Source organism: Comamonas testosteroni, from assembly GCF_000761245.1.
Taxonomy (GTDB): domain Bacteria; phylum Pseudomonadota; class Gammaproteobacteria; order Burkholderiales; family Burkholderiaceae_C; genus Comamonas; species Comamonas testosteroni_C.
Genome location: NZ_AWOR01000089.1, coordinates 209093 through 221999, shown reverse-complemented (window position 1 = coordinate 221999; position 12907 = coordinate 209093). Strand labels below are relative to the sequence as shown.

The following is a 12907-nucleotide window of genomic DNA, read 5'->3' as shown; positions in this document are numbered from 1 at the left end:
ATGGCCGCCATCTTTGCCTACCAATGCAGCAAATGCGATGAGATTCACGAAGGATCGCCAAGCTTTGCTTTCGATGCCCCTGCCCCCTACAGACGCCTGAGCGAGCAAGAACGCGAGGCATGGGCCGAGCTGAGCGACGAGCTCTGCGTCATCGCCCATCCCGAAGGCACGCAATACTATGTGCGCGCCATTCTGGAAGTGCCGATCCATGGCCTGGACGAGCCCTTTCTCTGGGGCATCTGGGTGTCGGCCAGCGAAGCCAGTTTTCAGCGCTATCTGGACTCCTTCGACAAACCGCCCGAAGACCCTATCTTCTTTGGCTGGCTGTCCAATCTGATTGCGGTCTACCCCACGCAGAAGTCACGCCCGGCCGATGTGCATATCCAGACCGACGGCACACGCCCTCGCGTGGTGCTGCACCGCAGCGATGAGCAAAGCGATGCGCTGGTCGTCGATCAGCATGAAGGCATTTCAATCGCGCGTGCCCAGCAACTGGCCGAGCAATCGCTGCATGGCATTTAAGCCAAGCTAGGCCCAGGCACTGGCTCATCAAGAGCTATCGCTATGCATTGATGAGCAACAAAAAACCGCCAGAGGAAAATCTTCTGGCGGCTTCTGGTCTTTTTTGGATCAGGCGTGAGCGCTTATCCGTTATTCCAGCCGGTCTGGTAGAACTGCTGAATGAAGGACCAGGCCTCGGCCGGATCGTCGGTGTAGCGGAACAGGTTCAGATCCTTGGCTGAAATGGTGCCCTCTTCCACCAGCACATCGAAGTTCAGCACTCGCTTCCAGAACTCCGTGCCGAACAGGATCACGGGCACGGGCTTGCTCTTGTGGGTCTGCACCAGCGTCAGCACCTCAAACAGCTCGTCCATGGTGCCGAAGCCGCCCGGGAAGGCTACCAGCGCCTTGGCACGCATCATGAAATGCATTTTGCGCAGCGCGAAATAGTGGAACTTGAAGCTCAGCCCCGGCGTGATGTAAGGGTTGCCATGCTGTTCATGCGGCAGATAGATGTTCAGCCCCACATTGGGAGCACCTGCATCATGCGCGCCGCGGTTGGCCGCCTCCATGATGCCGGGACCACCGCCCGTGCAGATGTAGAAGCGCTCGCTGGGCGCCTGCTTCATGCCTTCGGTCGCCACGATGCGCGCAAAAGCGCGTGCCGCCTCATAGCGCTCGGCATTGCGCATGCCCCGCTCGGCCAGCGCCATGCGCTGGGTATCGCCGCTGGCCTTGGCTTGCGCAAGCTGCTCGCGCGCCTGCTCCATATCCACAAAGCGTGCGCTGCCGTAGACAACCACCGTGTGCTCGATGCCGCGCTCGATCTGGGTCAGATCTGGCTTGAGCATTTCCAGCTGCATGCGGATGCCACGGGTTTCGCGGCGGAACATGAACTCCGGATCGGCGAATGCAAGGCGGTTGGATTGAGGCTCCAGCTCTTTGCCGTTATGGGCCTGGTTGTGCAGCTCGGCCCAGGCATTGGCCAGATCGGTATCGGACAGGGGTGAAGAAATTTGCATGGACCCTCGGTTCTTAGAATGCTGAGCAGCACGGACTACAGCCATCTCTAAAGATTTCGTAGCGCTGACCGCCCATCCGTCAAGTACTTCAAGCTCAAATGCACCTGTAGTGCAGATGATGCTTGCACTATACGCTCACAAAGCTATAGCCCATGAGAGTATTTCGCCTCTAAACGCTGAAGCAGTTTGCATCAATAGTGGCAAATGGTCTGCCAGCTTAACGGCTGAACCCGATGCTCCAGCTGAGCATACCCATGTAGGTCATGAACAGAGAGCCGACCAGGTGCACGCAGGTCCAGCCCATGGCTGCGATCAGACGCTGCTGCTGCAGCAGGCCGATGACCTCGGCCGAGTAGCTGGAAAACGTGGTCAGAGCACCAAGAAAGCCAGTGATGATGGCCAGTTTCCAGGCCGGATCCAGCTGGGGCATGGCCTGAAACAGCGCGATGAAGACGCCGATCAGATAGCCGCCGATCAGATTGGCGGCAAGAGTGCCCCAGGGCATGCTGGCTCCGGCGCTCAGCCACAGTCCCAACCCCCAGCGCGACAGGGCGCCCAGGCAGGCACCGATGCAGATGGCAACAATATTGAGCATGGCTGCCAATCTAGCGCAAGACGGCGGCCCTGAAAGGCTTGGGCGGCAGGATTTCAGGCTTTATGCGCCACAGGCTTCTCATCGGCCTCGGCGGCCTCTTCTTCGTCCAGGGGTTCGTTGCGCACCAGGTTGCTGAGCGTGGGCGGCACGCTCTCTCCTGCTCGGCGCGAGCGAAACAGCGCCGCGCGCATGAGGAAGATGGTGGTGATGGGCACGGTCACGGCAATGAAGATGGCAATCAGCACCGAGTGCATGACAAAGCCCTGGCCGCTGACGGAAAAGTAGATCCAGGTGGCATGCATGATGAGCCAGCAGCCCATGGTGGCGATGATGGAGGGCGCGTGCACGCGCTCGAAATAGCTTTTGAGCCGCAGCAAGCCCACGGAGCCCATGAGAGCAATCAACGAGCCGCCGAACACCAGGGCCGCCACCAGAATCTGGGCCCACAGCGGCAGATCCACGCCAATGACCTCGGTACTCATTCGATCACCTCGCCGCGCAGCAGGAACTTGGCCATGGCCGTGGAGCCGACGCAGCCGAATAGGGCCACCAGCAAGGCTGCCTCGAAATAGTTGGTGCTGTCATACAGAATGCCCATGACCAGCATGGCCAGCATGCCGTTGAGGTACATGCAGTCCAGCGCCAGCACGCGGTCTTGCGCATGCGGCCCCTTGAGCAGGCGCAACACCGAGCAGCCCATGGCCGCCAGCAGCATGACCAGAGATGCCATCAGCACCCAATAAAACCAGGGGTTCATTCAAAAATCTCCATCAGCAGGCTTTCGTAGCGGGACTTCACAAAGTCGGCCAGCTTCTTGGCATCCTCCACCTCCAGCGCATGCAGCAGCAGCATGGAGCGGTCACGCGAAATCTCGGCCCAGGAAGTGCCAGGCGTCAGGCAGACAATCATGGCCAGCACCGCCAGCCCGTTGGGGTCGCGCAGATCGAGCGGAATATGGACAAAGGCCGCCGGATGCTTGCGCATGCGCGGCAACAACAGAAAACGCACCACGTTGAAGTTGGAGACCGAGGTATCGCAGACCACTCGGAATGCCAGCTTGAGAATGCTCAGCGGATGGCTGACTCGCACCGGCAAGGGGCGCAGGCCGCGCAGCAGCACGGGAATCAACAGGCCCAGGATCAGGCCCAGCAAGATCTGGCCGGCACTGACCGATCGGTTGAGCAGCAGCCACAGCACCAGCAGCGCTATCGACAGCAGCGGTGCCGGGAAGATGGATTTCATGACGGTCTTCATGGGCGGCCCTCCTCTTTCTGAGCCGAGGCTGCGGTCTGAGTAGCGGCATCCTGCGCAGCTTCGCTTTCATCACCAATACCGGGGACGGGCTCTGCCTGCATTTCCAGTGCTGCAGCACGTGCCGCCGCCTCGGGACTCGCGGCCTCCTGAGCCTTCTTTTCCTTGGGCGCAGGTACCGGGGCAAGACCCAAGACGGTACGCACATAGACATCGGGCGAATGCAGTGCATTGGCCGCTCGCTGGGTATAGCGCATCACGTCATCGGCTTTGACCGTCAGCACCATGCAGCACAGCAGCAGCGCAGCGATGGGCAGGCCTTCCGCCACCTTCAGTGATGGCGCGCTTTGCTCCGGATTGGCCCAGAAATGTCGGATGCCGGCGCGCGTGAGAGCCACCAACGCCATCAAGCCGGTGATGATGAGCAAGGCCACCATGCTCCAGCCCAGCGCACCGGCCTCCACGCCACTGGATGTACCCATGCCCAGCGGATTGAGCAAACTGGTCAGCATGGCGAATTTGCCGAGAAAGCCGGACAGTGGCGGCAGGCCCGAGATCAGCAAGGTGCAGGCCATGAAGCTCAGGCCCAGAAAAGCCGCCGCAGCCGGGAAAGCCCGGCCGGTCATGAGCTCTTCATCATCGTCGAGATTGAAGCCTTCGGTGGGCAACAGCTCTGCATTGAGGAACGGCGCTTCATCGTCCTCATAGGGCTCGCCCGCATCGTCATCCACACGCCAGCGGTCCACCACATCGGCAATCAGGAACAGCGCCGCCACGGCCAGCGTGGAGCCCGGCAGGTAATACAGCAGCCCGGCCGTCAGCAGGTTCTGCCCGAAGCCCGTTGCGGCCAGCAGGGTGCCGGACGAAAGAATGGCGGCGAAGCCCGCCAGATGGGTCAGCCGTTGCGAGCCCAGCATGCCTATCGCACCAAAGGCCATGGTCAGCATGCCGCCCACGATCAGCCAGGTGCTTCCAAACAGGGCCGATGCCCCGGCTTCCGAGCTGAACAGCAAGGTCCACAGGCGCAAGATGACATAGACCCCCACCTTGGTCATGAGCGCAAACAAGGCTCCCACCGGCGCAGTCGCCGCGCTGTAGCCTGGCACCAGCCAGAAGTTCAGCGGCCATAGCGCCGCCTTGATCAGAAAGGCCGTTCCCAGCACGCCCGCTGCCGCATGCAGCAGGCCGCGGTCGGCGTCCTGCACCTGCGGAATGGCGCGGGCCAGATCGGCCATATTGAGCGTTCCGGTAATGCCGTAGAGCATGGACACGCCGATCAGGAACAGCGAAGACGCTGCCAGATTGATGGCGATATAGTGAAGACCGGCCTGAATGCGCGTGCTGCCGGAGCCATGCAGCAGCAAACCGTAAGAGGCTGCCAGCATGATCTCGAAGAACACAAACAGATTGAACAGGTCTGCCGTGATGAAGGCACCGCTGAGCCCCATCAACTGCAGCTGGAACAAGGGGTGGAAGTGCACTCCGGCCTTGTGCCAGCGCGCAGCGGAAAACACCAGCGCGGCCAGTGCCACCACATAGGTGACCAGCAGCATCAGGGCAGTCAGCCTGTCCAGCGCCAGCGCGATGCCAAAGGGCGCCGGCCAGTTGCCGGGCATATAGACCGACATGGTGACGGCAGAGCCCGCCTGGTTGGTCCAGCCCAGCAGCAGGACCACGATCACCAGGCTGATCGTGGTGGACAGGATGTTCATGCCCAGCTTCAGGCGCTGGCGCTCCTCGCGCAAAAACAGCATCAGCGCTGCCGTCAGCATGGGCAGCATGATGGGGGCCAGCATCAGGTGCGGCATCAGACGCTCAATCCACCCGCTCATAGCATTTCCTGTTCGGTTCGCGAGTGCGCGCCATCTACATGGTCATTGCCGGAAGCGCCGCGCGATGCCAGCAGCACGACCAGGAACAGCGCCGTCATGGCAAAGCCGATGACGATGGCGGTCAGCACCAGGGCCTGCGGCATGGGGTCTGCATAGTGCGACAAATCGGTGGGCACACCGTTTTGCAGCACCGGCACCTTGTTGATCGACAGGCCCTGACGCCCCATCGAGAAGATGAACAAATTGACGGCATAGGACAGCAGCGCCAGCCCCATGATGACCTGGTAGCTACGCGGGCGCAGCAGCAGCCAGACGCCCGAGCCGGTGAGCACACCGATGGCAATGGCCAGAACGATTTCCATTACATACCTCCCCTTGCCAGTGCTGCAGCTGTGGCAGCCTGCACCTCAGCCTCGGCCTTCTTGGCCTCTTGTTCCTGCTCTTCCAGCAAGCGCGCATGGAAGCGATGTCCGCGCACCGATTGGTGAGCGATCGCTGTCAGGATCAGCATGGTGGATCCCACCACCAGCGCAAACACGCCAATATCGAAGAAGGTGGCACTGGCTAAATGCACATGCCCCACCAACGGCAGCGAAAAGTCAAAGCTGTGGCTGGTCAGGAAAGGGTAGCCAACGGCCACCGAGCCCAGGCCCGTGCCCAGCGCAAACAGCAGACCCGCGGCAATCCAGCGACGTGGATACAGCGGCAGATGCGCCTCCACCCAATGCGTGCCCGAGATGATGTATTGCATCAGCAAGGCGACCGAAAACACCAGCCCCGCCACAAACCCGCCGCCAGGCTGGTTATGGCCGCGCACAAAGATATAGGCAGCCACCAGCGTCGCAAACGGCAGCAGCAGCCGCACCAGCACGGCCGGCACCATCAGGTAGCCCACGGCTGTATCGCTGGCATTGCGCGGGTTGAGCAGGTCGGTCTGCAAATCGCCAGGCACATAACGCTGCTGCTCCGGGATGTCCATGGCCTCACGTGCGGGACGGAAGCGGCGCAGCAACGCATAGATGACGATGGCCACAATGCCCAGCACCACGATTTCGCCAAAGGTGTCAAAGCCGCGGAAGTCCACCAGCATCACATTGACCACATTGGTGCCGCCACCGCCGCCCAGCGCGTTTTCGAGGAAAAAGGTGGAGGTGCTTTCATAGAAAGGCCGGCTCATCATGGCAAACGCCAGCCAGGCCATGCCACCGCCGGCAATCAGCGACAGCACCAGATCGCGCAGGCGGCGTGCCTTGGCCCTGGCATCGGCGCTATCGGCCGTACGCATATTCTTGTCCCGTTTGGGCAGCCAGCGCAGCCCCAGCAGGATCAGCACCGTGGTGGCGACTTCGACCACCAGTTGGGTCAAAGCCAGGTCGGGAGCCGAGAACCAGAGGAAGGTCAGCACCGTGCACAGGCCCGTGCCGCCGAGCATGATCAATGCGGTCATCCGGTGGTACTTGGCTTTCCAGGCCGTGCCCAGCGCACACAGGCAGCCGATTGCCCAGAGCAGGACAAAAGCCGAAGACACGGGCAAAGTGCCGCGATTGCCCAGCTTCATGCCCCATAGCCACATCGGCAATGCTGCAGCCACCAAAGCAACGCAGACCAGCCACAGCATCTGCCACTGCAGGCGGCGCGTGGACAGACTGCGGCGCCCAGCCCGGCCCAGCCAGGTGATGCGGGCCAGTAAATTCTCGAAGATCCTGCGACCGCTGACACGGCCCAGCACGGGCGTGGTGTCGAAGTGCCCGACCGTGCGCTGCCAGCGCAGCATGGTGTAGAGCACGATACCGCCGGCCAGTGCCACCAGGCTCATGATGAGCGGCATATTCCAGCCATGCCAGATGGCCAGACTGTACTGCGGCAAGTCGCCGCCCACGACTGGAGTTGCAGCGACAGCGAGAAAACCGCCCACCGCCCAGGCCGGGAAGATGCCGACGATCAGGCAGGCCAGCACAAGCAATTCCACCGGTACACGCATCCAGTGCGGCGGCTCGTGCGGCTCGTGAGGGAGATCGTTTGCCTTGGGCCCAAAGAAGACATCGAACGTAAAGCGCAGCGAATAGGCCACGCTGAACATTCCCGCCACGGTCGCAACCACGGGCAGCACAGTCTTGACCCAGGGCGCTGCATCCAGGTAGACGGTCTCGGCAAAGAACATTTCCTTGGAAATGAATCCATTGAGCAGCGGCACACCAGCCATGGCAGCACTGGCCACACAGGCCAGCGTGGCCGTGATCGGCATCATGAAGCGCAGACCCGACAGGCGCCGGATGTCACGCGTGCCGCTTTCGTGGTCCACAATGCCCGCCGCCATGAACAGCGAAGCCTTGAAGGTCGCATGGTTCATGATGTGAAAAACTGCGGCCACGGCGGCCAGCTTGCTGTTCAGGCCCAGCAGCAAGGTAATCAGACCCAGGTGCGAGATCGTCGAATACGCGAGCAAACCCTTGAGATCATGCTGGAACATCGCGCAATAGCCGCCAATCAGCAGCGTCATGGCACCGGCGCCGCCGACCATCCAAAACCAGGCATCCGTGTCTGCCAGCACCGGCCACAGCCGCGCCAGCAGAAACACGCCGGCCTTGACCATGGTGGCCGAGTGCAGATAGGCCGACACGGGCGTAGGCGCTGCCATGGCATTGGGCAGCCAGAACTGGAAGGGAAATTGAGCGCTTTTTGTGAGTGCGCCAAGCAAGATCAGCACCAATGCCAGCAGATAAAGGTGGCTGTCGCGAATCTGCTGCCCTGCAGCCAGCACATTGTCGAGGTCATAGCTGCCCACGATATGACCCAGCACCAGCATGCCCACCAGCATGGCCAGCCCGCCCGTGCCCGTGACCGTCAACGCCATGCGCGCGCCCCGGCGTGCATCCTTGCGGTGATACCAGTAGCCGATCAGCAGGAATGAGAAAAGACTGGTGAGCTCCCAGAAAAACACCAGCTGAATGATGTTTCCCGAGAGCACAACCCCCGCCATCGCCCCCATAAAGGCCAGAAAAAACGAGAAAAAGCGCGGTACAGGATCAGTGGGCGACATGTAGTAGCGCGCGTACAGCACCACCAGCGCACCAATGCCGAAAACCAGCATGGAGAACAGCCAGGCAAACCCGTCCATGCGGATCACCAGATTCAGCCCCAGCGCCGGTAGCCAGGAAATCTCCTGCCTGAGCACCGCTCCATCGGCCATTTCCGGGAACAGCATCCCTACCTGAATTGCGCATATCAGCGCAATGACACCCGCGAGTGTTGATTCCGTATTGCGCGCATTCGCAGGCAATAAAGCAGCCAAAAGGCTGCCTGCAAAAGGTAGGAGGATGAGGTATATCAAGGGCATGGGCGGATCATTCTAGAGGTTGGCGTTATTTTTTCCGCTATAAAAACCTGAGCATTTCACAGACTTTAGACCACCGTTCACCTTCAGTTGATGACAGAAAATTCATCAAAACAGCGGGTTGCATGCAGATAAAGAAGTGCTTCCACAACCGCCCTTGCGCGCTGCATCGATGTCATACATCTGCTGCAAACCATTTTTGCCAAACTCAATCAATCTGCCAACCCATGCATGTACGCAGCTATCGTCCCGGAGATGAAATCGCGTTGTGGCAAGTGTTCCACGATGCGGTGCACCAGCTGGCTGCGAACCACTACAGCCAGGAGCAACTGGACGCCTGGGCGCCGCAGCGACCGGACTGGACACAGTGGCGTCAGCGCATTCAGGCGCTCCAGCCCTTTGTCGCCGTTTGCGACAATGATCAAGCCATGGCCTATGCAGATCTGCAAGCCAATGGCTATATCGATCACTTTTTTGTGGCCCCGCAACATGCTCGCCAGGGCGTGGGCCGACGGCTGCTCGCGCATATCGAGCAGACGGCGCGGCAAAACGGCCTGCATGAGCTGAGCGCAGATGTCAGTCTCAATGCCCAGGCTTTCTTCGCACATTTCGGCTTTGAGCTACAGCGCCGGCAAACCCCCGTCATACGTGGCATTGCCCTCAAAAACGCGCGTATGCGAAAAACTCTTTGAACCTGGGCTCAGATCAAACTACCGGCACCTCCCCAACCGATGCAACAAGCATGAACTGGCTCTGGAAACCTGAAACCTCCAATCCGCAGAAATGGCTGATCGTCGTTTTCATGGCGGTGATGATGGGCGCACTCGCCCCCATTTTCTGGCGCAGCTTCATACCCGATGCGCATTGGCAGCTGATCGCGCTGTATCTGGCGCTGGCACTTACGGCAGCCGCCGGCATCTGGCTGCTGCGACTCCATAGGCTCGGACTTTGGCAACCGGCAGGCCCCTGGCTCAGCTACGGCCCCATCAAGCGCTGGCTGATGGCCCTGCTATGCACCGCCTTTATGGCTTTCATGCTCTGGCTCAACCTGGCGGCCACCCTGCCCATGGCCTATACGGCGGTCCTGGGAAGCAATACCAGCATGCAGACCATTGCCGAGAAAAAACGGGGCTCGGGCCGCCACGCCTGCCGCCATCAGCTCAAGCTGCCCGAAGTTGACTACCTGTTTTTCGAGTTCTGCATTGATGAAGATGGCTACGACAGCCTGCCATCTGCCCCATTGCCTGCCTCGCTGTCCATGCGCGAAAGCTACTTTGGCAGGCTTGTGGACAGCATTCGCCTAGCGACCTCACAGCAAAAAGATGAGCACTGACCGCTGTGCCAGAATAAAAAAACATCTGATTGACTATTGAAACCACCCGTAGACAATCGCTTTAAGCTCCTTTTTTTTATTTTCAAGCCGCCATGCAAATTCTTCTGCCGCCACTGATGCTGATTTCCGCAATGGGCTTTGTGCTCAGTGCAATCACACATTTGGCTGCATTTGCAGGGCAGATCGATACGCTTGAAGCACACTTGCCTCAAGATGTCTTGGAGATATTCACAAGCGTCATGACCATCGGGATTTTTGCCGTCTGGCTTCCTGCGGTACTGATTGCTCAGCGCATCAACAACGGCAATCGCCTGCAGTTTTCCTGGAAGAAGGTGCTCGCAGGCTGCCCCGCCTGGATGCGCAACACTGCCTATGCGGTCTTCATTTACGCATTTGCCAACTTTTTTCTCGGCGTTCTGGGCGGCATGGCCGAGCAGCAGCACGGCTTGCGTGTGTTCTCGGGCCACTGGATGATCTTCTACGGCATGGCGTTCTGCATCTTCTTCTCAAGCTGGAACCTGCCTTCCATGCTCAGAACCCGCCACTGCCCGGCCGGGCATGAAGTCGGTCATGGTGATAATTTCTGTCCGGTCTGCGGCTTGCCTGCAGCCCAGGACAGCACGAATTCTTGATAGACCATAGCCCTGGAGGCGCCGCCGGCACGCAAAGCGGCGCATACTGACGACCGCACCATCGCCTCCACCTACCTCTTGCACCATGCCCACTCCTCACTCCCCCATCGGTATTTTTGATAGCGGTGTGGGCGGCCTCAGTGTGCTGCAGGCACTGCGCCATGAGTTGCCGCACGAGCAGTTTGTCTATCTGGCCGACAGCGGCAATGCGCCCTATGGCGATGCACGCGGCGATGCATTTGTGCAGGAGCGCAGTTTGGCCATTGCGAAATACCTGCTGGAGCAGCACGACATCAAGATTCTCGTGGTTGCCTGCAATACCGCCACCGCTGCAGCCGTGGAACTGTTGCGCGAGCGCCTTCCGCAACTGCCCGTCATTGGCGTGGAGCCGGCCATCAAACCAGCCTCTTTTTCCAGTCAGACCCATCATGTGGGCGTGATGGCCACCCGGGGCACCATCTCCAGCCAGCGCGTGGCGCGCCTGGTGTCGGAGCATGGCCAGCGCGCCCAGTTTCACCTCCACGCCTGCGACGGCCTGGCCAGGGCGATCGAGCAAAGCACGGAGCAAGCATTGCCCGAGGATGCAAGCGCCACGGAGATCAGAGCGCTGTGCGCAAAGTACACAAGCGCTTTAGGGAGTTTCGGCCTTAAGACAGGGCAGATGGATACGCTGGTGCTGGGCTGTACCCACTATGTGTTTGTCAAGGACGATTTGCGTGCCCTGCTGGGGCCCGATATTCAGTTCCTGGACACGGGCGCCCCCGTGGCACGCCAGACCCGACGCATGCTGGAGCAGCGCAATCTGCTGGGAGCCGAGACCGATGGATCGCTGCAGCTGGCCCAGGCCGATCAGATTCAGCTCATGACAACCGGCCGCCTGACGGCCATGCAAGCTGCGGCCCAGCGTTGGCTGGATCTGCCCGTCGACTGCAGCCAGGCCGTCAACGTGTGCTCGCCAAGCGCCTTGCCCACCCCTGCCTGATCTGCGCCATCAGTTCCAGAGCAGCTGGCCACCCTGGTCCAGATAGCTGAGGTAAAAGCGCACATCGAACTCCAACTGATGGTAATCAGGCTCCATATGCGCGCATAACTGATAGAAAGCCTTGTCGTGATCCATGATGCGGATATGCGCCAGCTCATGCACGCAGATCATGCGCAAAAAGGCATCTGGCGCCTGCTTGAACATGGCCGCCACATGGATCTCGTGCCGGGCATTGAGCCTGCCGCCGTGCGCAATCGCACGCCGCGTATGCAGACCCAGAGCATTGCGCACCACATGAATCCTGCTGTCGTAGGCCACCTTGTGCAATTGGCCGGCATTGCGCAGATACTGGGCCTTGAGCACATCGACATAGTCATAGAGCGCCCTGTCCGTGCGAACCGCGTGGGCCTGCGGATATTTGCGCAGCAGCCATTCACCGGCCTTGCCCGCGAGCAGCCAGTCGCGCACCTGATTCTGCAGCGATGGCGCGTAGCCCGCGAGATAGGGCAATGCCAGCGGCACAGATGCATTCGCCCCTTCTTCGCCCATGCTGGCGCGCGCAGCCCTGTGCTTGCGCAGCTGCTCGGTCACGGCTCCTGAATACTTGGGTGTAGGAATGGGCTTCATGACAAAAGACAAGCCCTCCGCCACAGTCTCGGGACTGCAGCACAGAGGGCTTTGACGGCGAATGACCGAAGAATCAATGCAGATGGCGCGGGCGACGATTGCCGCCATGACCGGAGGCCGAGCCCCCCGATCCACCACGTGGCGGCTTGCCCAGCTCCAGCGAGCTGACCAGGGCTTCGAAGCGCTGCGAGAACAGCTTGTCGATCTCCTGCACCACGCCGCCGAGTTCGGCGCCATCGAAGTGGCGCTCCATCATGTTGATGACGTCCTGCACCAGCAGATCGCGCTGCACCTGCATGATGGCTGCGGGATTGGGACCGACAAACAGCATCAGGAAGTCATCGCGGCTTTGCGCCTCGGCAGGCGCCTCTTCCTCGTCGAACTCGGTGTCGTAGAAGGTCACCTCGATGGGCGAGCCCTGCTCGGCCAGCTCGTTGAGCCCCATGCACATATCGTCAAGGGCCTGGCGGAAGTCATCATCGCCGCGCACGGTCCAGCACATCTGCAGCAGATGCTCCTTGGCCTCGAACTGGATGCCGGGCTCTTCTTCGTAAAGACTTCCTTCGCCATCCGTCAATGAGCGTGCGCCGGCATAGGCCCACAAGGGACGCAATGCATCTTGCAGCTGCTCATACGTAACGTCAGCACGGAGCAGAACCTGACCGTGGACATGAATTTCAAAAGCAGCGTTGTAACTAGACATCTTTTCTCTCTAGGAGTGCAGACCCCGTCAGCATGACAGAACTGCAAGCCATATTGCATCGAAGCCAGGACTTTTCCAAGCGCCTTGGCCAAGCC

General features: G+C 60.3%; 15 protein-coding genes. 5 read left to right on the top strand and 10 right to left on the bottom strand.

The genetic code is table 11. From position 1 onward, the window contains the following. Entirely contained in the window at positions 1-522 is a 522-nt protein-coding gene (locus tag P353_RS25095) for a DUF2199 domain-containing protein (RefSeq protein WP_034375714.1), read from the top strand. Between the two features lie 122 nt (positions 523-644). Here P353_RS25095 and P353_RS25090 read toward each other — a convergent pair whose 3' ends face one another. The 8 genes from P353_RS25090 to P353_RS25055 all read right to left on the bottom strand — a co-directional run bounded on the left by P353_RS25090 (position 645) and on the right by P353_RS25055 (position 8538). Next, positions 645-1523 (bottom strand): TIGR00730 family Rossman fold protein, encoded by an 879-nt coding sequence (locus P353_RS25090; RefSeq protein WP_003078213.1) that lies wholly within the window; start codon positions 1521-1523, stop codon positions 645-647. A gap of 217 nt (positions 1524-1740) precedes the next feature. Further along, on the bottom strand, positions 1741-2118 hold the full coding sequence (gene crcB, locus P353_RS25085) for a fluoride efflux transporter CrcB (RefSeq protein WP_034375712.1): 378 nt from the start codon (positions 2116-2118) through the stop codon (positions 1741-1743). A gap of 53 nt (positions 2119-2171) precedes the next feature. Further along, a complete protein-coding gene (gene mnhG, locus P353_RS25080) occupies positions 2172-2600 on the bottom strand; it encodes a monovalent cation/H(+) antiporter subunit G (RefSeq protein ID WP_034360435.1) in 429 nt (142 codons plus the stop codon). Next, complete coding sequence (locus tag P353_RS25075; RefSeq protein WP_003057255.1) at positions 2597-2875, bottom strand: K+/H+ antiporter subunit F; 279 nt, start codon at positions 2873-2875, stop codon at positions 2597-2599. The genes mnhG and P353_RS25075 overlap by 4 nt, the downstream gene beginning before the upstream one ends. Further along, positions 2872-3372 carry a Na+/H+ antiporter subunit E gene (locus tag P353_RS25070; protein ID WP_034375710.1) on the bottom strand — a complete coding sequence of 167 codons (501 nt, stop codon included), beginning with the start codon at positions 3370-3372 and terminating at the stop codon, positions 2872-2874. The genes P353_RS25075 and P353_RS25070 overlap by 4 nt, the downstream gene beginning before the upstream one ends. Continuing rightward, the gene (locus P353_RS25065) at positions 3369-5201 is read right to left on the bottom strand and encodes a monovalent cation/H+ antiporter subunit D (protein ID WP_034375709.1); all 1833 of its coding nucleotides are present in this window, start codon (positions 5199-5201) and stop codon (positions 3369-3371) included. Before P353_RS25065 ends, P353_RS25070 begins: the two co-directional genes overlap by 4 nt. Then, positions 5198-5563 carry a Na+/H+ antiporter subunit C gene (locus P353_RS25060; protein WP_003057261.1) on the bottom strand — a complete coding sequence of 122 codons (366 nt, stop codon included), beginning with the start codon at positions 5561-5563 and terminating at the stop codon, positions 5198-5200. Before P353_RS25060 ends, P353_RS25065 begins: the two co-directional genes overlap by 4 nt. Continuing rightward, positions 5563-8538: a monovalent cation/H+ antiporter subunit A gene (locus tag P353_RS25055; protein WP_034375707.1), complete on the bottom strand. Its 2976-nt coding sequence runs from the start codon at positions 8536-8538 to the stop codon at positions 5563-5565. Before P353_RS25055 ends, P353_RS25060 begins: the two co-directional genes overlap by 1 nt. Positions 8539-8762: 224 nt before the next feature. On the opposite strand from P353_RS25055, the gene P353_RS25050 reads away from it, so the two are divergent. The 4 genes from P353_RS25050 (at position 8763) to murI (ending at position 11482) form a co-directional block, all read left to right on the top strand. Beyond that, on the top strand, positions 8763-9227 hold the full coding sequence (locus P353_RS25050) for a GNAT family N-acetyltransferase (protein WP_034375705.1): 465 nt from the start codon (positions 8763-8765) through the stop codon (positions 9225-9227). Positions 9228-9277: 50 nt separating this feature from the next. Next, positions 9278-9868 (top strand): hypothetical protein, encoded by a 591-nt coding sequence (locus tag P353_RS25045; protein ID WP_034375703.1) that lies wholly within the window; start codon positions 9278-9280, stop codon positions 9866-9868. 239 nt (positions 9869-10107) lie between these two features. Beyond that, positions 10108-10500 carry a hypothetical protein gene (locus tag P353_RS25040; RefSeq protein ID WP_232776899.1) on the top strand — a complete coding sequence of 131 codons (393 nt, stop codon included), beginning with the start codon at positions 10108-10110 and terminating at the stop codon, positions 10498-10500. An 85-nt stretch (positions 10501-10585) separates the two neighbouring features. Continuing rightward, positions 10586-11482 (top strand): glutamate racemase, encoded by an 897-nt coding sequence (gene murI, locus P353_RS25035; RefSeq protein ID WP_034375700.1) that lies wholly within the window; start codon positions 10586-10588, stop codon positions 11480-11482. 9 nt (positions 11483-11491) lie between these two features. Here the strand turns inward: murI and P353_RS25030 are convergent, their stop codons facing one another. Next, on the bottom strand, positions 11492-12109 hold the full coding sequence (locus P353_RS25030; RefSeq protein ID WP_034375781.1) for a M48 family metallopeptidase: 618 nt from the start codon (positions 12107-12109) through the stop codon (positions 11492-11494). A gap of 73 nt (positions 12110-12182) precedes the next feature. Beyond that, positions 12183-12812, bottom strand: a complete 630-nt coding sequence (locus P353_RS25025) for a DUF6806 family protein (protein ID WP_003057277.1) — start codon at positions 12810-12812, stop codon at positions 12183-12185. Positions 12813-12907 lie beyond the last annotated feature (95 nt).

What these genes read in the sequence shown, in the direction of transcription:
- P353_RS25060 (WP_003057261.1), bottom strand. Translation starts at nt 5,563, where the DNA reads ATGGAAATCGTTCTGGCCATTGCCATCGGTGTGCTCACCGGCTCGGGC.
- P353_RS25055 (WP_034375707.1), bottom strand. Translation starts at nt 8,538, where the DNA reads ATGCCCTTGATATACCTCATCCTCCTACCTTTTGCAGGCAGCCTTTTG.
- P353_RS25090 (WP_003078213.1), bottom strand. Translation starts at nt 1,523, where the DNA reads ATGCAAATTTCTTCACCCCTGTCCGATACCGATCTGGCCAATGCCTGG.
- crcB (WP_034375712.1), bottom strand. Translation starts at nt 2,118, where the DNA reads ATGCTCAATATTGTTGCCATCTGCATCGGTGCCTGCCTGGGCGCCCTG.
- P353_RS25065 (WP_034375709.1), bottom strand. Translation starts at nt 5,201, where the DNA reads ATGAGCGGGTGGATTGAGCGTCTGATGCCGCACCTGATGCTGGCCCCC.
- murI (WP_034375700.1), top strand. Translation starts at nt 10,586, where the DNA reads ATGCCCACTCCTCACTCCCCCATCGGTATTTTTGATAGCGGTGTGGGC.
- P353_RS25030 (WP_034375781.1), bottom strand. Translation starts at nt 12,109, where the DNA reads ATGAAGCCCATTCCTACACCCAAGTATTCAGGAGCCGTGACCGAGCAG.
- P353_RS25040 (WP_232776899.1), top strand. Translation starts at nt 10,108, where the DNA reads ATGACCATCGGGATTTTTGCCGTCTGGCTTCCTGCGGTACTGATTGCT.
- P353_RS25025 (WP_003057277.1), bottom strand. Translation starts at nt 12,812, where the DNA reads ATGTCTAGTTACAACGCTGCTTTTGAAATTCATGTCCACGGTCAGGTT.
- P353_RS25075 (WP_003057255.1), bottom strand. Translation starts at nt 2,875, where the DNA reads ATGAACCCCTGGTTTTATTGGGTGCTGATGGCATCTCTGGTCATGCTG.
- P353_RS25070 (WP_034375710.1), bottom strand. Translation starts at nt 3,372, where the DNA reads ATGAAGACCGTCATGAAATCCATCTTCCCGGCACCGCTGCTGTCGATA.
- mnhG (WP_034360435.1), bottom strand. Translation starts at nt 2,600, where the DNA reads ATGAGTACCGAGGTCATTGGCGTGGATCTGCCGCTGTGGGCCCAGATT.
- P353_RS25095 (WP_034375714.1), top strand. Translation starts at nt 1, where the DNA reads ATGGCCGCCATCTTTGCCTACCAATGCAGCAAATGCGATGAGATTCAC.
- P353_RS25045 (WP_034375703.1), top strand. Translation starts at nt 9,278, where the DNA reads ATGAACTGGCTCTGGAAACCTGAAACCTCCAATCCGCAGAAATGGCTG.
- P353_RS25050 (WP_034375705.1), top strand. Translation starts at nt 8,763, where the DNA reads ATGCATGTACGCAGCTATCGTCCCGGAGATGAAATCGCGTTGTGGCAA.